This is a genomic window from Micromonospora phaseoli (assembly GCF_900109115.1).
GTDB lineage: Bacteria > Actinomycetota > Actinomycetes > Mycobacteriales > Micromonosporaceae > Micromonospora > Micromonospora phaseoli.
The window spans coordinates 120,858-140,833 of the sequence record NZ_FNYV01000007.1 but is presented as its reverse complement, the minus strand read 5'-3'; the positions used below and the strand labels follow the sequence as shown (position 1 = coordinate 140,833).

17 protein-coding genes are annotated in these 19,976 nt (G+C 68.2%); 10 read left to right on the top strand and 7 right to left on the bottom strand.

Annotated features, from left to right (window positions below):
- Positions 1-7: 7 nt before the first annotated feature.
- On the bottom strand, positions 8-646 hold the full coding sequence (locus BMY89_RS18870) for a PadR family transcriptional regulator (RefSeq protein WP_092381332.1): 639 nt from the start codon (positions 644-646) through the stop codon (positions 8-10).
- Between the two features lie 174 nt (positions 647-820).
- Between BMY89_RS18870 and BMY89_RS18865 the strand changes: the two genes are divergently transcribed.
- From BMY89_RS18865 to BMY89_RS18850, 4 genes are all read left to right on the top strand, one after another.
- Complete coding sequence (locus tag BMY89_RS18865; RefSeq protein WP_092381331.1) at positions 821-1,282, top strand: DUF5318 family protein; 462 nt, start codon at positions 821-823, stop codon at positions 1,280-1,282.
- A gap of 196 nt (positions 1,283-1,478) precedes the next feature.
- Positions 1,479-4,325: a transglycosylase domain-containing protein gene (locus BMY89_RS18860; RefSeq protein ID WP_092381330.1), complete on the top strand. Its 2,847-nt coding sequence runs from the start codon at positions 1,479-1,481 to the stop codon at positions 4,323-4,325.
- 219 nt (positions 4,326-4,544) lie between these two features.
- Positions 4,545-5,093 carry a DUF2690 domain-containing protein gene (locus BMY89_RS18855; protein WP_170147726.1) on the top strand — a complete coding sequence of 183 codons (549 nt, stop codon included), beginning with the start codon at positions 4,545-4,547 and terminating at the stop codon, positions 5,091-5,093.
- A 151-nt stretch (positions 5,094-5,244) separates the two neighbouring features.
- A complete protein-coding gene (locus BMY89_RS18850; protein WP_170147727.1) occupies positions 5,245-5,706 on the top strand; it encodes a DUF2690 domain-containing protein in 462 nt (153 codons plus the stop codon).
- Positions 5,707-5,790: 84 nt separating this feature from the next.
- On the opposite strand, the gene BMY89_RS18845 is transcribed toward BMY89_RS18850, so the two are convergent.
- Entirely contained in the window at positions 5,791-6,294 is a 504-nt protein-coding gene (locus BMY89_RS18845) for a DUF2690 domain-containing protein (RefSeq protein WP_092381327.1), read from the bottom strand.
- A 224-nt stretch (positions 6,295-6,518) separates the two neighbouring features.
- Complete coding sequence (locus BMY89_RS18840) at positions 6,519-7,181, bottom strand: AfsR/SARP family transcriptional regulator (protein ID WP_170147728.1); 663 nt, start codon at positions 7,179-7,181, stop codon at positions 6,519-6,521.
- 400 nt (positions 7,182-7,581) lie between these two features.
- Between BMY89_RS18840 and BMY89_RS18835 the strand changes: the two genes are divergently transcribed.
- On the top strand, positions 7,582-9,120 hold the full coding sequence (locus BMY89_RS18835; protein ID WP_092381325.1) for a glycosyltransferase family 87 protein: 1,539 nt from the start codon (positions 7,582-7,584) through the stop codon (positions 9,118-9,120).
- Positions 9,121-9,164: 44 nt separating this feature from the next.
- On the opposite strand, the gene BMY89_RS18830 is transcribed toward BMY89_RS18835, so the two are convergent.
- Positions 9,165-11,330, bottom strand: coding sequence for a hypothetical protein (locus BMY89_RS18830; protein ID WP_232521422.1), 2,166 nt, complete (start codon positions 11,328-11,330; stop codon positions 9,165-9,167).
- Entirely contained in the window at positions 11,327-12,118 is a 792-nt protein-coding gene (locus BMY89_RS18825; RefSeq protein ID WP_092381324.1) for a deoxyribonuclease IV, read from the bottom strand. The genes BMY89_RS18830 and BMY89_RS18825 overlap by 4 nt, the downstream gene beginning before the upstream one ends.
- A gap of 509 nt (positions 12,119-12,627) precedes the next feature.
- Between BMY89_RS18825 and rpsF the strand changes: the two genes are divergently transcribed.
- The 4 genes from rpsF (at position 12,628) to rplI (ending at position 14,270) form a co-directional block, all read left to right on the top strand.
- The gene (gene rpsF, locus BMY89_RS18820; RefSeq protein ID WP_092381323.1) at positions 12,628-12,918 is read left to right on the top strand and encodes a 30S ribosomal protein S6; all 291 of its coding nucleotides are present in this window, start codon (positions 12,628-12,630) and stop codon (positions 12,916-12,918) included.
- A gap of 79 nt (positions 12,919-12,997) precedes the next feature.
- Complete coding sequence (locus BMY89_RS18815) at positions 12,998-13,528, top strand: single-stranded DNA-binding protein (RefSeq protein WP_175510388.1); 531 nt, start codon at positions 12,998-13,000, stop codon at positions 13,526-13,528.
- A 41-nt stretch (positions 13,529-13,569) separates the two neighbouring features.
- A complete protein-coding gene (rpsR, locus tag BMY89_RS18810) occupies positions 13,570-13,809 on the top strand; it encodes a 30S ribosomal protein S18 (RefSeq protein ID WP_007073789.1) in 240 nt (79 codons plus the stop codon).
- Between the two features lie 14 nt (positions 13,810-13,823).
- Positions 13,824-14,270: a 50S ribosomal protein L9 gene (gene rplI, locus BMY89_RS18805; protein WP_092381322.1), complete on the top strand. Its 447-nt coding sequence runs from the start codon at positions 13,824-13,826 to the stop codon at positions 14,268-14,270.
- A 93-nt stretch (positions 14,271-14,363) separates the two neighbouring features.
- On the opposite strand, the gene BMY89_RS18800 is transcribed toward rplI, so the two are convergent.
- Positions 14,364-16,037, bottom strand: coding sequence for a hypothetical protein (locus BMY89_RS18800; protein ID WP_092381321.1), 1,674 nt, complete (start codon positions 16,035-16,037; stop codon positions 14,364-14,366).
- A 389-nt stretch (positions 16,038-16,426) separates the two neighbouring features.
- Between BMY89_RS18800 and dnaB the strand changes: the two genes are divergently transcribed.
- Positions 16,427-19,183 (top strand): replicative DNA helicase, encoded by a 2,757-nt coding sequence (gene dnaB, locus BMY89_RS18795; RefSeq protein WP_092381320.1) that lies wholly within the window; start codon positions 16,427-16,429, stop codon positions 19,181-19,183.
- 28 nt (positions 19,184-19,211) lie between these two features.
- Here dnaB and BMY89_RS18790 read toward each other — a convergent pair whose 3' ends face one another.
- Positions 19,212-19,889 carry a maleylpyruvate isomerase N-terminal domain-containing protein gene (locus BMY89_RS18790; RefSeq protein ID WP_092381319.1) on the bottom strand — a complete coding sequence of 226 codons (678 nt, stop codon included), beginning with the start codon at positions 19,887-19,889 and terminating at the stop codon, positions 19,212-19,214.
- Between the last annotated feature and the right edge of the window lie 87 nt (positions 19,890-19,976).

Sequence of the window (19,976 nt, the reverse complement as noted above, 5' to 3'; positions counted from 1 at the left end):
TTTTCTGTCACGGCCGCTCTTTCCTGGTCTCTCCAGGCGGAGGCGGGCTGTTGTCTTCTCGTCGGCCGCCGGCTGTCCCGTCCTGCGGGACCGTCGGGGCACGGCCGGAGCGCTCGTTGGCGATGAGCTCCTCCAGCCACCGGACCTCGCGCTCACAGGCATCCAGGCCGTGGCGCTGCAGCTCCAGGGTGTACGCGTCGAGGCGCTCGGCCGCCCGGCCCAGCATGTCGCGAAGGCCCTCGCGACGCTCCTCGATCGTGCGGCGGCGACCTTCCAGGATCCGAAGTCGGGTCGCCCGGTCGGTTCGGGAAAAGAACGCGAAGTGCACACCGAAACCGGTGTCGCCGTACGTCTCCGGCCCGGTTTGTGCGATGAGCTCCGCGAAGCGTTCCTTTCCTTCCGCGGTGATGGTGTAGACCACCCGACCTCGTCGGCTGGTCAGCGCGGGAACCTCCTCGGCGGTGGCGGGCGTCTCGGCGGCTTCGGTGATCCATCCCGCAGCCTGTAGCCGGCGCAGCGTCGGATAGAGCGAGCCGTAACTGATTGCGGCTCGGATCGCCCCGAGCTTGGCGGTGAGCTCCTTGCGTAGCTCATAGCCGTGCATCGGGGCTTCCTGCAGCAGGCCGAGGATGGCGAGTTCGAGCATTGGCCACCCTTCCTTTACCCTGTGCGTGGAGCGCTAACCGCCGCGATGTATCGGACCGATACATCGCACCGTAGCGTCTCGGCTCGGCAGGAGCAAACCCCCGTTCCGAGGTCCCCTGCTCACGGATCGTCACGATGGTCGCCTAGCCAGACGAGACCGCGTACCCTTTCCCGCATGCGTACGCAGCGCCAGATCGTCGACTACTCGCTCCGAAAGCGAGTAGTGCTGCGTGAGCTTCTTGCCGGCCGGGTCGGTACCTACGACCTGTGCGATGCATCTCCATACCTGAAGAACGCGGCTCGGTTCCACGGCGAGCCCACCGACCAGCGGTGTCCGATTTGCCGGAGCGAGAACCTCACCCGCGTCCACTACATTTACGGGGACGAACTCAAGCAGTCAGCCGGCCAGGCGCGTACGGTGGCCGAGTTGTCCGTGCTCGCGATGACGCTGCGTGAGTTCCAGGTCTTCGTAGTGGAGGTGTGCCTCGGCTGTGACTGGAACCATCTCGTCGAGCAGTACCTGCTCGGCCGGGACGGCCTGCTCGGTGGCGCGGATGACGGCCAGGAGCGCAGCGAGGCGAGCGGCATGACCGCAGACGGAACGGGTGCCCGGCGAAGGCGAGAGGCGCAACGGTGAATCAGGCTCGATCGGCCAGCCCCGGCCGTGGCACACGTGGCCGGGGTGACCGACAGCTTGTAGGTCTGAATAGTCCGATTGATTCGGATCTGACACCGGTACCACGGCACCCGCGTGCCGTGCTTTCGGGTGTCACAACTCACGGCAAACCGGTGGCGGTGCGACCGCGCCCCACCGCGACGGCAGGGTGTGAGGAATGAACTCGTACGGCGATCCCAGCTCCTCGCGCGGACGGGCCCGCATTCCGGGCCAGGACGACCCGGGGCAGGCGGACGACGCGTACCGCCGCCAGGGTGGTGAACCGCGCGGCGTCAACTGGTCGACCGGGCCGGAGGGTGCCAGCCCGTCGGCCCGCGCCTCGGTCGGTGGTCGTGCCTCGGTAGGCGGCTCGGCGAGCGTTCCACCGCGCCACGGGTCCACCGGCGCGGCACCGGTCGGCCGGGCCGGACCCGGCCGTGCCTCGGTGCCGGTCTCGCCGGCGGCGCCGGGTCGTGCCTCGGTGCCGGTGTCCCCGGCCCCGGGCCGGGCCGGTCGTGCCTCGGTGCCGGTGTCGCCGGCCGGGCCCGGACGTGCCTCGGTCGCCGTCGGCGCGGCATCGGCCGGCCGGGCGAGCGTCGGCTCGGCGTCGGTGGCTGGTCCCGGCGCCCGGGCCGCAGTGGCCCGGGCGAGCGTCGGTGGTCCCGGCGGGCCGGGCGGCCCGGGTCGGCCCGGCGGTCCGACCGGACCAGGTCGCGGCGGCCGTGATCCAGGCGGAGCGGCCCGTGCGCGCAAGCGCAAGCGGCTCAACATGCTGATCGCCGGCTTCGCGGTGTTCATCATGCTGGCCGGCATCGGTGTGGTCGGGTTCACCTACTACTCGACCAACGTGGTGCTGCCCAAGGAGATCCCGTTGCCGCTCTCCACCATCGTCTACGCCAAGGACGGCAAGACGTTGGTGGCCAAGCTCGGCAACGAGAACCGCACCTTCGTCACCATCGACGCCATCCCTGAGCACGTGCGCAACGCCGTGGCCGCCGCCGAGGACCGCAACTTCTACCGGCACTCGGGCGTCGACTACAAGGGCATCGCCCGGGCCGCCTGGAACAATCTCTCCGGCGGCGACAAGCAGGGTGCCTCGACCATCACCCAGCAGTACGCCCGCAACGCCTACGAGAACCTCCAGGACGACAGCTACGCGCGGAAGGTGAAGGAGGCGATCCTCGCCTCCAAGCTGAACGACGAGTTCACCAAAGAAGAGATCATGGAGAACTATCTCAACGTGATCTACTTCGGCCGGGGCGCGTACGGCATCGAGGCGGCGGCTCAGACGTACTTCAACACCACCGCGAAGAAGCTCAACCCGGCCCAGGGGGCGGTGCTCGCCGCGCTGATCAAGCAGCCCGTCGCCAGCGCCACCCACCCGGGGTTCGACCCGGAGACCAACGAGGTCGACGCCAAGTCCCGCTGGGAGTACGTGATCAACGGGATGGTCGAGGAGGGCTGGCTCGGCGTACCGGGTAAGCCCGAGCGGCCCGCCGAGTACCCGAAGGTCCAGAAGTCGAAGAAGGACAACGGTTTCGGAGTGGCCTCCCCGCGCGGCAACGTGATCAACTATGTCCGCAAGGAGATGGAGGAGTGGGGTCTCTGCTCCAACTCGGGCGCGCCGGACAAGCCCAACTGCGTCAACGAGCTGCGCGAGGGCGGCTACCGGATCACCACCACCCTCGATCCCAAGATTCAGAAGTCGCTGGAGGAGATCGCCCAGCTCGGTCGTAAGGACACGTTCCTGGCGGACCAGCCGAAGAACCTGATGCCGGCGGTGGTGTCCGTCGAGGCGAAGACCGGCCGCGTGCTGGCCTACTACGGCGGTAACAGCGGTGCGGACTTCGACTACGCGGGTCTCAACACCGATCAGAACGGCAACCTGGTCGGTGGTCATCCGCCGGGATCGTCGTTCAAGGTCTACACCCTTGCCGCAGCCATCGACGCCGGCATCTCGGTGAAGTCCCGCTGGGACGCCACCCCGTTCAAGCCGGAAGGCTTCGAAAAGGAGATCGTCAACGCCGGCCGGGACGTGCGGCAGAGCTGTAACAAGTCCTGCACTCTGCAGGAGACGACCGTGCTCTCGTACAACGTGCCGTTCTTCCACATCGCGGAGCAGATCGGCACGGACAAGGTGATCGACATGGCCCGCCGGGCCGGTGTCCGCACCATGTGGGACGACAAGGGACGGGCGCACGACCTGATCAAGAACAAGCCCGAGAAGCTCGCGCCTACCTACTTCGACCGGGTGGCCGCCTACGGCCAGTACCCGATCACGGTGCTCGACCACGTCAACGGCCTGGCCACGCTCGCCAACAGCGGCAAGTACAACAAGGCGCACTTCGTGCGGACCGTGGAGAAGCAGAACAAGGCAACCGGCAAGTGGGACAAGGTCACCGGCACGGGCGAGAAGCTCGACCCCAAGCAGGTGATCAAGCCAGAGGTGGCCGACGAGGTGACCGCGGTGCTCAAGGAGATCCCCGGCAAGAACAACGCCAGTCTGGCCAACAGCCGGCAGGTCGCCGGCAAGACCGGCACCTGGCAGCTCGGCGACACCGGCAAGAACCAGGACGCCTGGATGGTCGGCTACGACAAGAACGTCGCCACAGCGGTGTGGATCGGTAGCCACGATACAAAGAAGCGAGCCATCGTCGACCGGGGCGGCAGCAACATCGGCGGTGGCACCCTACCGGCGCAGCTGTGGAAACGGTACATGGACGAGGCGCTGAAGGGTTACGACCCGTCCGACCTGCCGGATGTCGCCGGGATTGGCGACGAGGAAGCCGGCAACGGTGAGGCACCGCCGCCGCCACCGCCGCCGGACGTGCAGCAGTGCGAGCCGACCGACATCCTCTGCCAACTCGGTGGCGGTAACCGCAATGGCGGTAACAACGGCGGCGACAACAACGGCGGCGACAACAATGGCCCCGGCAACCCGGACAACGGCCTTCCGTTCAGCCCACCGGACAACGGTGGTGGCGGCGGCGGACTCCTACCACCGAGAGCCACCAACCGGGAGTGATTTCTCGTAGCTGCGGCGGGCGGCCGGACTTCGGTCCGGCCGCCCGCCGTTGGTGTTGGCGGAAGAGGCAGGCGCGGTGGGTGGTGGGGCGCGGCCAGTGGACTCGGTGACCGAGCCGGGGGCTCGAAGACGATGAGAGCACGCTGATGGCGCGGTGATGGTGTGGTGATGGCGACGATCGATACCTTGTCGCCTCCCATCCCCTCACTAGGAGGTCCTATGCGGCGGCTACTACTCATTTCCGGACTTGTCTCGGCCCTCGCCCTGAGCTGGATCGCGGCCCCCGCCTCAGCCCAGGCGGCGCCTGACCGCGCCGCCGTCGAGGTCGAGGCGGTGATCGCGGCTGGCGACGGCGTCCGGCTCGACGCGGTGACGCTCGCCAACGCCGGCTGCGGAGTCTCGTGTGACAACAAGGATCCGCAGACCTTCAAGATCTACTACGACGGCACCAGGTACTACACCTGTGCTGAGGACGCCATTACGCCCAAGTTGTCCAGCGGCTACGTGTACCGCACGTCGAGCCCGTCGGGCAGCGTCGAGCTGCGGTACAGCCCGCGATGCCGCACGGCCTGGGCGAGGACCAGTGCCGGATGGCTCGCGATCAAGGTGGTCAGTCGCCACCTCAACGGCAACCACCGCATGACGCTCGAGAACTACTCCGAGTACGGAAACGTCTGGACCAACATGGTCAACGACGCCAACCTCGAGGCTCAGGCCTGCTACTGGCCGGCCAGTGGCACCGATTGGAGCTGTACCCGCTGGTACTGAGGCCCGACTTGACATTGGTGTCCACCACGGCATGAATCGGCGCGCGCTGGACTTCTTCTGGGAACAACGGGATCAGTGCCGCCGTGATGATCAGAAGGTGACGTCGCCGACTACCTTCCGTTCCAGTCTTCAAGCGATGAAGGGATGCGGAATGACTCGTACGAGAAATGTGCTGGTGGTGCTCGCCCTGGCGCTCGGTGCCCTGGTCGGCGTGCCGGCGTCGGCAATGGCGGGACCGGCAGCCGTCCCGGAGGGCTGCCGTAACGCGGGCGGTGGCGGTTACGCCTCGTGCAACGGGAAGGACCCGCAGGCGATGGGTTGCTCGTCAGGGGCCACGACCACGGCCTCAGGCAGGGCGAAGAACGGTGTCTGGGTCGAGTTGCGCTACTCGTCGGGCTGCCAGGCCTACTGGACGCGTTACACCAACACGCCGGGTAGCACCGGCGATGCACGCATCTGGAACGGCGCCGGGACGGTCTTCTACAAGAAGACCCTCGCCGCCTATGCGGGTGAGACCGGGTGGACGCCGATGATGGCGGCCAACGTGAACCCGGACGCCTGCCTGTACTTCTACTACGCCGATCTGCGGGAGTGGATGGAGTACTGCCCCTGACCCTGAGACCAGGGCGTCATGTGCGCCGGGTCCCTGCGCCGGTCAACGACGCAGGGACCCGGTTGCCTTGGCCGGACGGTCGAGTCAGTACTTGCTCGTCCACCAGGTGGTGGGCCCGGCAACGGCCTCCGCCCGGGCGAGGAGATTGGCGTCGTTGACCATCGGTGTGTAGTAGGCGCCGGCGAAACCGCTGTAGGCGGTGCGGACCCGGCCATCGAGGTAGTAGCTGCGGACCGTCGGGTAGTAGAAGTCAGAGCCGACCCTGGCCCAAGCGGTCCGGCAGCGAGGGCTGTAGCGCAGTTCGAGACTGATTCCGTCGGTGTTGGACGCGACGGTCTTCGCGTCGTCGGAGCAGTAGTGGTAGCAGGTCGAACATCCACTGTGGTAGATCTTGTAGGTCGCCGGATTCTTGCCGTCACAGCCCGCACCGCAGCCGGTGGACAGCAGCTCGGCTTCCGGGATCATCATGGCGTTCGCCGGGTCGAGGTCCTCTGCCTTGATCGTGGCGACTTCCGACGGCGTGGTGGCCGGTGCCGCGCTGGCCGCCTGCGGCGCGGCCAGGGCCGCGGCGAAGCAGAGTGCCAGCACAGCGGCCAGTCGAGCGCTTCTTCTTCCGAGCAAGACGATCCCTCCAACTCACATTAGGTGCCGCGACGGTCCCAGAGATGCTCACCGATCCATCACCGTCGGACCACCATCCCTCGACGAGAACACCACGCTTGTCACCGTGACGGCGGGTCGTGAGAGTGAAAGGGTGGGTCGGGATCCCCGACCCACCCTTTCGTCGTCGGTGCCGCTCGTGTGGCGGAGCCTCAGCCGAGCGCGACGGTCGCCGTTCGGGCTCCGTGTAGAAGCCGGTGGTAGAGATCCTCTACCACCGGACCTGTGTTGATCCCCAACTCCCGCGCCAGTCGGGACCGCAGACCGCTCAGTACGCCCAGCGCCTCGGCGGTGCGGGCACCGGCATGCATCGCCTCCGCGAGCCGGCAGTGCAGACCTTCGTGGTACGGATAACTCGCGATCCAGCTGTGCAGATCGGCGGTCAGCAACCGTTGTCGGTCAAGACTGAACTCGATTTCGATCAGCGTTTCGATCGCCTTCAGATGATATTCCCTCCAACGCAGGGCCTCCACCTGTAGCTTGACTGATTCGATATCCTCGATTGGCGATCCGCGCCACAGTTCCAGCCCACTCCGTAGGAGTGTAACGGCTCTTTCCGGGCTGCCGACTTTCGCCGCGATTTCTGCATCGGTGCAGAGACTGCGGAATTTCAGGCCGTCTACTTTTTCGTTGCCCACTTCCAGGGTGTAGTGGTTGCTGTTCCGATTGATTCGATGGGCATCGGTGCCCAGCCTGGCCCGAAGGCTGCCCAGCCGGTTCTGTACCTGTTGGCGGGCTGTCGCAGGTGGATCGTCGTCCCACACCACATCGATCAACAAATCGATGTGCACCGGTCGGTTCGAATTCAGGAGCATGGCCGCCAGGATTTTCCGGTCCCTGGTGCCCGGAATGCCGACTCCGGAAATTCCTTGCCTCAACATCAATGGCCCAAGAAAACAAAAGTCCAAGACATTTCCCCCGTGTCTTCTGACCTGCCCGCCTTGTTCGGGCGATGCCTATGATATCGTAATATTTATAGGTGTCAAGGCCTGGCCGGGCTGCCAAGTCTCTTTCATTGGATGGGTTCTGGAAGCGTTCGACAGTTCGACGGATGTTGTGCTGGCGGTCGAACCCATATTGATTGGACCGCCGGTGCACGTGGTACTGGTCTCCCGGCGCCGAGCCGCCACGTGATCCGGTGGCGCTTCGCCGGATTCCAGGAACAGCCGGGTTTCGACTTCTACCCGGTCAACTGATACGGCAAGATGCACGGTCATGAGCAGCCAGTCGACGCCCGGCATCGATGGACCGGATGTCTCCGATCACCCGTCCCGCTCCGACGGCTTCGTCCGGGGACTCTCCGGACTGATCGGCGGCCCGCTCGGTGACCACGCGGTCGCCCGCGACCGACCCGTCGGTACGGAGCGTCGGTTCTGGACGGTGGTCCGGATCGTCCTCGCGTTGACCTGCCTCACGCTGGCCCTGCACTGGGTGCAGAAGTCGCCCTGTCAGGACGGCGCGTGGGAGAACAACGAGCAGTACACCCGGTTCTGTTACACCGACGTGCTGGCGCTCTACTACGCGGAGCGGCTCAACGAGGGTGCCGTGCCCTACCAGGATCATCCGGTGGAGTACCCGGTGCTGACCGGGTACTTCATGGGAGCGCTCGGGCTGCCGGTGCACGCGGCCGGCGACGGCAACCCCGACATGAATCAGGGGCAGTGGTTCTACAACCTGAACGCACTGGTGCTCGGCGCCCTGGCGGTGTTCACCGTGGCGGTGATCCTGGCGCTGCGCCGCCGGCGTCCCTGGGATGCCGCGCTCTTCGCGCTCGCCCCCGCACTGCTGCTCACCGCCACCGTCAACTGGGACCTGCTCGCCATCGGTCTGGCCGCGTTCGGCCTGCTGGCCTGGGCGCGCTCCGGGGAGGGCCGCCGCGGCGTCCTGCTGGTCGCCCTGTCCGGGGTGCTGCTCGGTCTCGGCGGGGCGGCCAAGATGTGGCCGCTGTTCATCCTCGGGCCGATCCTGGTGCTGGCGATACGCGCCGGCCGACTCCGGGCCGCCCTGCTCTCCATCCTCACGGCCGCGGTGACGGTGGTGCTGGTGAACCTGCCGGTGGCGCTGCCCGTCGACTCGCGGGAAAACTGGAAGCGCTTCTTCGAGCTGAACACCGATCGGCCGATCGACTGGGGAACCCTCTGGTACATAACCCGCTACCTGGACGGGAAGTTCGGTGACCCGGCCAGCATGGGCCCCTTCCAGTGGCTCGACGCCAACATCCCCACCCTCAACTACCTCTCGTACGCCCTGTTCGGCCTGGCCTGCCTCGGCATCGGCGCGCTCGCGCTGCTGGCGCCGCGCCGGCCCCGGCTCGCCCAGCTCGCCTTCCTCGTGGTCGCCGCGTTCCTGATCTTCAGCAAGGTCTGGTCGCAGCAGTTCGTGCTCTGGCTGCTGCCGCTGGTGGTGCTCGCCCGGCCCAAGTGGGGAGCGTTCCTCGTCTGGCAGGCGGCCGAGGTCTGCTACTTCGTCGCCTTCTACGGCCAACTGCTCGGTGCGTCGACCGGCCAGCCGGTCTTCCCGGAGGGCGTGTTCGTGCTGGCCGCGAGCCTGCGCTTGGCCGCCGTGGTAGCGCTGGTCGTCCTGGTGGTGCGGGAGATCCTCAACCCGGAGCGGGACGCGGTGCGCCGCACCTACGCCGACGACCCGGACGGCGGCGTGCTCAACGGTCTTCCGGACGTCCCCTGGCTCGACCGATGGCGAACCCGCCGTTCGATCACGGAGCCGTCCCCGACGCCCGTGCCCACGAGCACGTGATCCGGTGACGCTGCGAGACCAGCCCACCCTCGCCACCCGCCATCTCAGAGACGGAAGACCACGACCGAGTCGATCTCTTCGCGGGTGATGCCCAGCCCGTCGACCGGTGCGTCGACGCTGACCTCCCAGGGCGTGCCAGCGATCCGGTCCCGCATCACCAGCACGTTGCGTACGCCGAGGGTGCGCAGGTAGTCGACGCTGGTCTGGTCGGGGAAGGTCATGGCGACCCGGCGCACATCGTCCAGTTGGCGCGGGACGAAGCCGCTGCCACCGTTGACGATGTCCTGGAACCGGGTGGTCGACCAGAGCATCACCGGCTGATCGTGGTTCTGCCCGCTGGGCAGCACGAGCAGCGGGCCCTCCACGGAACGCATGGCGGCCGGCTGTGGCGGCACCACCGGCTGTGGGGTCCTGTTGGTCCCCTCGGCGATGACCAAAACCAGGGGTATCAGGGTGGCCAGCCGCAGCCACGGGCTCGGCCAGGAGGGAATCCGCTCGGCGGAGATCTCCCGGACCCGCTCGGCGAAGGCGCTGACCGCACCCGCCGCGAGCAGTCCGAGCAGCAGCGTGGCCCAGAGCATCAGCCGCCCCGGGGTGCGGATACCGCTCCAGCCGGGCAGGTGCTCGAAGAGCGGTACGTAGGTGAAGCGGCCGTCGAAGAACTCGGTGCCCATCGACAGGGTCATCGTCACCAGCACCCCGGCGAGTAGCAGCAGGCGTTGGCGAACCGTCCAGATGGACAGGAGGAGGCCGCCGGCCGCCAGCGCGTAGAGCGCGAAGCCGGGCAGCAGCGTCATCTCCGGATGCCAGGGCAGGATGGAACGCGCACCCTCATGCAGCCCGCCCCAGACGCGGGATTCGGCGGGCGCGGTGACGAAGCCGCTGGGGGGCGGCGAGAAGACGGCGATGTCGGCGATCGTCCGTTCCGCGTACGGGTGCAGTTGGGTGACGGTGAAGTACGGGATGGCCAGCAGGACCCCCACACCGGCGAAGATCAACCCGCCGATCAGGTCGGCGACGAACAGTCGCTGACCGAAGGGACGCCTGACCCGCCAGAAGATCCGCTTCGCGAACCAGATGACGGCCGCCACCAGCACGATGCCGGCCAGCACGTACGCGAACGGCAGGCCGATACCGAAGCCAAGGCTCAGCTGCCAGGCCGCCACCAGCCAGCCGGCGTACACCCAGCCCTCGTGCCGGCGCTCGGGTCGGTAGCCGTGCCGTAGCGACCAACCGTGCCCCCGGGCCAGCATGGCCAGCGCCAGCGGGATGCCGCCGTTGGATATCACGTGCAGGTGACCGGCCTGGGCCAGCAGCCATGGCGCGTAGGCGTAGGTGACCCCGGCCACCGCGGACCCGATCCGGCTCGCACCGAACTGCCGGGCCAGCACGTACGCGCCGAAGGCGGCGAGCGCATGGGCCAGCACGAAGATGATGTTGTACCGGAGCAGGGCGGCCTCGGGGCCGACACCGATCATGCCGGCCGGCGCGTACCCGAGCAGCGTGTCGGAGAAGGCGAAACTCCACCGTTCGGGGAAGAACGAGTTGGCGTGCCACAGCTGGGCCGGATCGGTCAGCAGAGCGTGCCCGGACCAGGCCATCTGCCAGGCCTGCAGGCTCGGATCCCAGTAGTCCTGTGGCAGCGTGTGCGCCGGGTAGCGCAGCGTCGGCCAGGTCATCAGCACGGCCAGCGCCAGTGAGCCGAACGCGGCCAGCGTCCACTCGTGAATCAGCAGCCGGCCGACCCGTCGACCCAGCCTGCCGTACCAGGTCGGCACCGACTCGGGAGCGGGCCCGAAGGCGGCCCAGCGGTCCGGCTTACGGCCGCCGCTGCCCGCCGTACCGTCCGTCGCGTTGCCGTCCTTGCTAGCGCCGTCCTCCCCGTTGCCTTCCTCCCCGTTGCCTTCCTTCCCGTTGCCTTCCTTGCTGGCTCCGTCGGTCAGGTCCTCGCCAGCGCTGTTCTGCTCCCGCGCGGCCTTGTCGTCGCCGCCTTTCGCCGGACCGGCGGGCGTCGGGCCCGTCCCGTCCTTGGCGGCTTCGACCTGGTCGAGCCCGTCCTGCCGACTCGCGTCCTCACCGGTCCGGTCGGCATCCGGCGGTGCGGCGGGGGTCTGGTCGGGTTTGGCGTCGTCCGGCGCTGCCTCGCCAACCGTGCGAGTGTCTCGGGAGATCGACTTCGTGCCGTCGCCGGCGGAGTGCTGCGTGGTCATTGCGCCGAGGTCTCCCCGGCGAGCCGGCCGCGGAGGAAGGCGATGTCGCCGCTCTGCCCGTCGGTGCCGCCCGGTGTCTCGACGATGACCGGGGCATCTGCCGCGCGGATCACCGCGACCACGAGATCCGGGTCTATGGTGCCGCCGCGCAGGTTGTCGTGGCGGTCCCGACCCGATCCGAACCCGTCCTTGGAGTTGTTGGCGTGGATCAGGTCGATCCGTCCGGTGATCGCCTTCACCCGGTCGACCAGGCCGAGGAGTTCCTCACCACCGGCGTGGGCGTGACAGGTGTCGAGGCAGAAGCCGACCTGGTGGTCGCCGACGGCGTCCCAGAGCCGGGCGAGCGCGTCCAGCCGACGGGCGCAGGCGTGCTCGCCGCCGGCGGTGTTCTCGATCAGCACCGGCAGCCCGAAGCCGCCCGCCTCCGCCGCGTATGTCAGGGCCTTGCGCCAGTTGTCGAATCCGATAGCCGGATCGTCGCCGGCGTTGACGTGTCCGCCGTGCACCACCAGGCCCTTGGCGCCGATCTCCGTGGCCGCCTTGGCGTGGGCGAGCAGCAGCTTGCGGCTGGGAATCCGAATGCGGTTGTTGCTGGTCGCGACATTGACGACGTAGGGCGCATGTACGTAGACGTCCACGTCGGCGTCGCGCAGCACAGCGGCGTCCGCACGGGGCTGTGGCGCCTTCCAACCCTGCGGGTCGGCGAGGAAGAACTGCACGGCGTCTGCCGCCCGGGCGGTCGCCTCCGCCAACGGGTCGGTCGGATCGACGTGGGCTCCGATACGCATGCAGGCGAGCCTACGTCGGAGCCCCGACGGGCGGCGTGACGCCCACCGTGCTCGTCGCGTCACCGCCTCCGTCGGGGGTCGTTGATACCGATGAATCAGAAGGTCAGGTGCTTCCGGCGGGAGCCGTGAGAAAAAATGTCGGTAATTCCGGGATTTGCCCGTGAAGCACCGACTTCCGCGATAACGTCGGGTAACAACGTGATAAAGCTCCGCGGGGCGTCTCCAGTCCAACCTCATCGGTGTGGTCGTTCCTCCCCAGGTCCCACCCAAGGAATGCGGACGAGGCGCCCCGCGGTCACGTGGCCGGGGGTCGGTGCCGACAACGATGTCGGCACCGACCCCCGGTTCGCTGTGTCCCAGTCACCTCGGTGATGGTGATCGTTCGGGCCAGGTATCCTGGTCCGGTTGTCCGCTCCCGTTCGGGTTCCCCCGGGTCGGGACGGGCACGACGCACGACCTCCTGCCACGGAAGGACCGTGGCCGCTTAGCCCACAGGAGGTGAGCACGTCTTGCGTCATTACGAGATCATGGTGATCCTCGACTCCAGCCTCGAGGAACGCACCGTCGCCCCGTCGCTCGACACGTACCTGAACGTGATCAGGACCGCGGGTGGCTCGGTGGAGAAGACCGACGTGTGGGGCCGCCGGCGCCTCGCGTACGAGATCAACAAGAAGTCCGAGGGCATCTACGCCGTCATCGACCTCCAGGCGACGCCGGAGGCGGTGGCCGAGCTGGACCGTCAGCTGCGGCTCAACGAGTCCGTGCTGCGTACCAAGGTCATCCGGCCGGAGATGCGCTAACCAATCCACCCAGCCCTACCCGATCAGCCTCATCAGTGCTGTCAGAGGGTTCTGCGAACCTGTACGACGGAACGGATGAGTGCGCGAGGAGTTGGTCATGGCAGGAGACACCACCATCACGGTCATCGGCAACCTGACCGATGACCCCGAGTTGCGATTCACCCCCTCCGGGGCTGCGGTCGCCAAGTTCCGGGTCGCATCGACGCCCCGATTCATGGACAAGGCGTCCGGCGAGTGGAAGGACGGCGAGCCGCTGTTCCTCTCGTGCACCGTCTGGCGGCAGGCCGCAGAGCATGTTGCGGAGTCGCTGCAGCGCGGTGCTCGTGTGATCGTCTCGGGCCGGCTGCGTCAGCGGTCCTACGAGACCCGCGAGGGTGAGAAGCGCACCGTCATCGAGCTGGAGGTCGACGAGATCGGCCCATCTCTGCGCTACGCCACGGCGAAGGTGCAGAAGATGTCGCGTTCCGGCGGCGGTGGCGGCGGTTTCGGTAGCGGTGGCGGTGGTGGCCAGGGCGGCGGCGGAGGCAACTTCGACGACCCCTGGGCTTCGGCCGCGCCAGCCCCCTCCCGTTCGGGTGGCGGCAACTTCGACGAGGAGCCTCCGTTCTAATGGCGCCGAGCGCGCGTGATCGTAAACCAGGAGCAAGGGCAATGGCGAAGGCTGCGGCACTGCGCAAGCCGAAGAAGAAGGTGAACCCGCTAGACAAGGACGGGATCACCTATATCGATTACAAGGACACCGCGCTGCTGCGCAAGTTCATCTCCGACCGCGGCAAGATCCGCGCTCGACGGGTGACCGGCGTTACCTCGCAGCAGCAGCGGCAGATCGCCCGTGCGGTCAAGAACGCCCGTGAGATGGCGCTCCTGCCGTACACCGCGACGGCCCGCTGAGAGGAGGCACCGATATGAAGATCATCCTGACTCAGGAGGTGTCCGGCCTCGGTGCCCCGGGCGACATCGTGGAGGTCAAGAACGGCTACGGCCGTAACTACCTGCTCCCGCAGGGCTTCGCGATCGTCTGGACCAAGGGCGCGGAAAAGCAGGTCACCCTCATCAGGCGGGCCCGCTCGGCCCGCGAGATCCGTGACCTCGGCCACGCCAACGAGGTGAAGGCCCAGCTTGAGAGCCTCAAGGTGACCCTGAAGGCTCGTGCCGGCGAGGGTGGCCGGCTCTTCGGCTCGGTCACCCCGGCCGAGATCGTCGACGCCGTGAAGGCGGCCGGCGGTCCGGCGCTCGACCGCCGCCGGCTGGAGCTGTCCGGCCACATCAAGGCGCTCGGCTCGCACCCGGTGCGGATCAAGCTTCACCCTGACGTGACCGGCACGTTCAACCTCAACGTCGTGCAGGGCTGAGCCCAGCAGACAACGCGAAAGGGCCCGCACCGGTGGACGGTGCGGGCCCTTTCGCATCCAACTGCCGCTGGCAGTGACGATCGGAAACCGCCGTCAGCCGATCGGCTCGCCGGTGACCGCGCTGATCATCACCGTGGAGAGCCCACCGCCGACCACGGCGGCGGCGAGCGCCACCGTGGTCGAGCGCCAGGTGGTACCCACCCGACGCAGCAGCATCGCGACCGCCAGGCTGCTGGCCAGCGCCAGGCCGAACCGTGGAATGCCGCCCACCATCGCCCCGAAAGCACGCGCCCGGGACGAGTCGCAGCCACCCCCACTGATGTCGGTCACGCAACCCGCGGGCGGAGTCCCGTCGAGAGTCAACAACCAGACGAAGATCACCATTGCGGGCAGGACGTAGCAGGCCGCCGTGTAGAGCAGCGGTAGCCACGGGCCACCCGGATCGGGATCGAGCAGGTCGTCTTCCAGCCTACGGTTCCAACTGGCGCTGCCGACCGACTCGATCCGCCGCCGTACCGCCGCGATGCCGACCTGCCGCGCGGGCGCTGCCGGGGCAGGCCGACGCCGCGGCGCCGGGCGCGGTCGAGGTGCCGTGTAGCCGACCACCGGCGACCGGGGTGCCGACGCAGGCGCATCGACCCAACGCGGATCGTCGCCCGCCAGCCGGGTGCCAGGCCAGAAACCCTCCCGCTGCGGCTCCGGCTCGGCTCGCCCGGCCCGGGACCACTGCTCGGCACCGGCCGCCGCACCCGATCGGGGCGGCACGGTGTGGTCCCACCGGTCCGACTCGGAGTAACCGTCCCATCGGTTCGGGTCCTGCCGCCGGTCCCGTCGGTCCACCTCGGAGTAGCGGTCCCACTGGCCAGTCGAGTCGGGCTCGAGCCACTGGTCCGTGGCGGGACCCTGAAGCCACTGGCTCGTACTGTCGGCGTCCCACGGATCAGCTGCCCCGTCCTCGGCGCGACGATCCAGACCCGCAGATTGCTCCCAGACGTGCAGGCCGGAGGCGTCCCACGGATCCACCGCCGGCTGCCGGCTCTCCGGCTCCGCCGTCCGCTCCCAGGGCTCCGCCGCCCCCGTCGTCCGCTCCCACGGGTCCACGGCCGGACCGGGGGCCTCCGCCGCGCGTCGCCGGCGTCGGGTGGGCGGCTCTGCGGTCGGCTCAGAGTCGAGCTTCTGCTGCCCCTCGTCCTCCAGACCTGACCAGGTCACCTGGCGGCGACGCGACTGAGCCCGGCGGGGACGACTCTGCGGCGTCACACCCGAGACCGGATCGTCCTCCTCGGCTCGACGGCTGCCGACGTAACCCTCCTCGCGGCCGCCGGCATAGCCCTCCTGCGGACGGTCGAAGGTCCACTCCCGAGTGTGATCGGACTCCGTCCTCCTGGTCGACCCGGCGGCGGCTGACGACGGGGCATCACGCCAGCCCGACTCGATGGCGCGCCGGCTCCGGGCCGGCTCGACCGAGCGCCAATCGCTGTCGCCGTAGCGCGGCCGGTCGGCGTCGTCATCGTCGTCCGGAGCGGCGTGCCGGCCACCACCATCCACGCTGCTGACGCCCGACTCCAGCGCCCAGCGCGGCAGGTAGGGCTCGGCCGGCTCCTCCTGGCCGCGCTCGATGGCGCGACGACGGCTCGGAGTGCGGTAGCGCTCGACCGCCGAGTCGTAACGCTCGGCCGGGGAACGCTCGACCGGCTCGGCCCACGATGCGGCCGACCGCCGCTCGCGCGGGTCGTCCTCCCCGCGTGCCCAGTCCCGGTAACTCACGGCCGGAGCGTGACCCTTCTCAACCGAAAGTGCAATCCGCTGTCCAGGTGTAGCCGTAGGCCACCGATCTTACGGGAGGTTCAGGACAAAGCCCTACCCGGAAATTTCCGTCCACAGGCTGGGGACGAGATCCTCCCAGGTCAGAGGCTTGCAGCAAGGAATTCCCCATGTGATATCCACACCCTGTGCACACGCTGCGCACATGCTCGTCTCCGGTATCCACAGGTTGTCCCAAGGCTCGTCCACCGCCGTGGTTGAGCGGCTGACCTCGCAGTCCGTATGGTTAGCCACCGACCTACCGCCCGGTGGCCCCCGATCGAAGCGGACGGTCGACTTGTCGCACCCAGGCGGTAGGCCTGAATCGATCCGACGCAGTTGAGGGGGCCCTGGTGTCGGTGACAGATGACAGGCGGACGGAGTCCTTTCCGAGCGGTGGGCAGCCATCCGGCCCGGCACCCCGCGACGGCCAGTACGACAAGACGCCGCCGCAGGACGTGGCCGCCGAGCAGTGCGTCCTGGGCGGCATGCTGCTCTCCAAGGACGCCATCGCAGACGTCGTCGAGATCCTCAAGACCAACGACTTCTACCGGCCGATCCACGCCACCGTCTTCGACACCGTCCTGGAGATCTACGGCCGGGGTGAGCCGGCCGACGCCATCACCGTGGCCGCGGCGCTGGCCGACTCCGGCGACCTGGCCCGGGTCGGCGGTGCCCCCTACCTGCACACGCTGATCGCGAGCGTGCCGACCGCAGCGAACGCGGCCTACTACGCCCGCATCGTGAGCGAGCGGGCGGTGCTGCGGCGGCTGGTCGAGGCCGGGACCAGAATCGTCCAACTCGGGTACGGCACCGCCAACGGCGGCAGCAGGGATGTCGACGACATCGTCGACCTGGCCCAGCAGGCCGTTTACGACGTGACCGAGCGTCGGGTCAGCGAGGACTTCGCCATCCTCGCCGACATGCTCCAGCCGACGCTGGACGAGATCGAGGCGGTCGGCGCCCAGGGTGGCGTGATGACCGGCGTGCCGACCGGCTTCACGGACCTGGACCGGCTGCTCAACGGCCTGCACGCCGGCCAGTTGATCATCGTGGCCGGCCGACCTGGGCTGGGGAAAGCGCTGGCACTCGACACTCCGTTGCCGACTCCGACCGGCTGGACCACCATGGGTGAAGTCAAGGTCGGTGACCATCTCATCGGCGCCGACGGGCGTCCGACAAAGGTGACGCACGCCTTCGAGGTGAGGCACAACCGTCCTTGCTACGAGGTGGAGTTCTCCGACGGAAGTGTGATCGTCGCGGACGCCGAGCACCTGTGGAAAACGACTACGCGCGCCAGTCGTCGCGGCGGAGCGGTTCGTCGGGAGGTTGCCTGGTCCCCTGCTGCGGTGGACGGCCTGCGTCGGGTGGCATCTGAGGCGCCCGACGACGCTCGTATCAGCGTCGCTGACCTGGCGTCAGCGGTCGGCGGCTCTGTTCACACGGCGCGCCGGGTGGCGCGGAGTCTCCCGCACCTAACTGTCCCGCCCACGCGTGGACGAGGAGGTCCGTGCGCCTACACCTATCCGGCCCGCGAGTTCTACGGGCAACTTTGGGATCGCGTGCCGACCTGGTTAGACGCGGTTGCCGCAGCCGAGCACGCCGACGTCGTTACGACCGAACAGATCCGGGCGACGCTGCGTACACCCACAGCCGATCGCAGGCTCAACCACGCGGTGCGGAACGCCCGTGCGCTTCAACTGCCGGAGGCTGACCTGGCGGTGCCCCCGTACACCCTGGGAGCTTGGCTGGGTGACGGCCACAGCGCCGGCAGTCGAATCACCACGGCCGACCCAGGGATCCTGCGGAGGATCGAACTCGACGGGTTCGAGACGAAGCAATCCGACTCCAAGCCAACGCTGTACTCGATTCGGCCTTCAGCATGCCCGATGTGCGGCCGGTGCCGCACGGGCTGCGCGGTCTGCGCCAACTCCCCGTCGTCGCTGACGCAGTCACTGCGCTCGATCGGCGTGCTCGGCAACAAGCACGTGCCGGGGGCGTACCTGCGCGCTTCGGAAGCACAGCGCCGGGCGCTGCTGGCGGGCATGCTCGACACCGACGGCACCGTAACCAGCAGCGGCAATGTCCAGCTGACGACGACCTCGGCGAGCCTCGCCGAGAGTGCCTACGAGTTGGTCGTCAGCCTCGGGTACCGGTGCTCGATCAGCCGCAAGGCGGTCAAGGGACGCAAGCCGGAAAGCTCGATCGCGTACATCCTGAATCTCACGACGACCGACGACGTGTTCCACCTGCCCCGCAAGCGCGAGACTCACCGTCTGCGCAGGCGCAGCGAATCCACCGTCCGGGCCAATAGTCGTTTCGTTACCGACGTCCGACAGGTGGACAGCGTGCCCGTCCGCTGCGTGACCGTTGACAACGACGACCACTTGTACTTGGCAGGCCGGTCAATGATCCCCACGCACAACAGCACCGCTTCCATGGATTTCGCCCGCAATGCGGCGATTCGGGCCAACCAGGCGGCGGCGATCTTCTCGCTGGAAATGAGCAAGGTCGAAATCGTCATGCGGCTGCTCTCGGCCGAGGCCCGGGTGCCGCTGCACGTGCTGCGTAGCGGCCAACTCTCCGACGACGACTGGACGAAGCTCGCTCGCTGTATGGGCGAGATCAGCGAGGCGCCGCTCTTCGTGGACGACACGCCGAGCATGAACCTGATGGAGATCCGGGCCAAGGCCCGCCGGCTCAAGCAGCGACACGACCTCAAGTTGATCGTGGTCGACTACCTCCAGCTGATGACCTCGCCGAAGCGTACCGAGAGCCGTCAGCAGGAGGTCGCGGATCTTTCCCGAGGCCTGAAGCTGCTGGCGAAGGAGGTCGAGTGCCCGGTCATCGCGGTGAGCCAGCTGAACCGTGGTCCGGAGCAGCGAACCGACAAGCGACCTCAGCTGTCTGATTTGCGGGAATCGGGCTCGATTGAGCAGGATGCGGATGTTGTTATACTTTTGCATCGTGACGACTACTACGACAAGGAGTCGCCCCGGGCCGGGGAGGCGGATTTCATTGTCGCCAAGCACCGGAATGGTCCGACCGACACCGTGACGGTCGCCGCCCAGCTGCACCTGTCGCGCTTCGTGGACATGGCCATCGTCTGACGTCGGCGGCGGCCACCCTGTTCAGTGGTCAGCCGAGCACGGGGAAGCGGGCGGCGATCTCGCCCAGGTCACGGCGCTCCGGATCGGTGAGCGCGAGTCGGCCGGCAGCCTTGAGCAGGTAATCGTGGTCGGTCCAGCCGGGTGGCCGGGCAGCGGCACTGCCGAGCAGACCGTCCACGGTGGCGACCGCGACCCGGGTGGCGGCCGGACCGGGCGGTGTCGCGGCCGGCAGGTCGAGCGTCAGGTCGAGGTGATGGATCACGGCCTCGGTGGTGAGTGTGTCCAGCAGGTCGGACACCCGCAACACGTGCCCCTGAGTGGTGACGAAGCCGGCCGGATCCGCACTGCCGGCGGCGCGTACGGCGGCCGGGGCGGTGTCGGTCCAGAGCCGGACGACCCCGGATGGACGGTCGAAGGCAGCGGCGGAGCGTCGCGCCCACCAGGTGTGCCGGGCACCCTGGTCGGTGCTGCCGGGGAAGGAGTGCCAGTAGCTGACCGCATCCACGGTGGCTGGCCCGTCGGCAGGGCTGGCCAGGGCCACGAGGGCCCGCTGCGCGTCACAGAGCACGTGCAAGAGCAGGTCGGCGACGAGCCAGCCTCGGCACCGGGTGGCCCGTTGCAGGTCGCCGTCGTCGAGGCCGGCGACGGCGTTGGTGATGCCGTCGTAGGCATTCGCCAACGCGAGGTGTGAACTGCGTGTCCCCATCTGGGCAGCGTTGCACAACTGGAGTGGCATCGCGCGGCCGGCGGCACCCCGCCCAGCCGGGTTGACCACCGGCGCGTGCGGCGGTCC

Excerpts from the sequence above, each read along its gene's own strand:
- BMY89_RS18850 (WP_170147727.1), top strand. The coding sequence starts at position 5,245 with ATGACTCGTACGAGAAATGTGCTGGTGGTGCTCGCCCTGGCGCTCGGT.
- BMY89_RS18835 (WP_092381325.1), top strand. The coding sequence starts at position 7,582 with ATGAGCAGCCAGTCGACGCCCGGCATCGATGGACCGGATGTCTCCGAT.
- BMY89_RS18825 (WP_092381324.1), bottom strand. The coding sequence starts at position 12,118 with ATGCGTATCGGAGCCCACGTCGATCCGACCGACCCGTTGGCGGAGGCG.
- BMY89_RS18860 (WP_092381330.1), top strand. The coding sequence starts at position 1,479 with ATGAACTCGTACGGCGATCCCAGCTCCTCGCGCGGACGGGCCCGCATT.
- BMY89_RS18865 (WP_092381331.1), top strand. The coding sequence starts at position 821 with ATGCGTACGCAGCGCCAGATCGTCGACTACTCGCTCCGAAAGCGAGTA.
- BMY89_RS18870 (WP_092381332.1), bottom strand. The coding sequence starts at position 646 with ATGCTCGAACTCGCCATCCTCGGCCTGCTGCAGGAAGCCCCGATGCAC.
- rplI (WP_092381322.1), top strand. The coding sequence starts at position 13,824 with ATGAAGATCATCCTGACTCAGGAGGTGTCCGGCCTCGGTGCCCCGGGC.
- BMY89_RS18840 (WP_170147728.1), bottom strand. The coding sequence starts at position 7,181 with ATGCTCCTGAATTCGAACCGACCGGTGCACATCGATTTGTTGATCGAT.
- rpsR (WP_007073789.1), top strand. The coding sequence starts at position 13,570 with ATGGCGAAGGCTGCGGCACTGCGCAAGCCGAAGAAGAAGGTGAACCCG.
- BMY89_RS18790 (WP_092381319.1), bottom strand. The coding sequence starts at position 19,889 with ATGGGGACACGCAGTTCACACCTCGCGTTGGCGAATGCCTACGACGGC.
- BMY89_RS18830 (WP_232521422.1), bottom strand. The coding sequence starts at position 11,330 with ATGACCACGCAGCACTCCGCCGGCGACGGCACGAAGTCGATCTCCCGA.
- BMY89_RS18855 (WP_170147726.1), top strand. The coding sequence starts at position 4,545 with ATGCGGCGGCTACTACTCATTTCCGGACTTGTCTCGGCCCTCGCCCTG.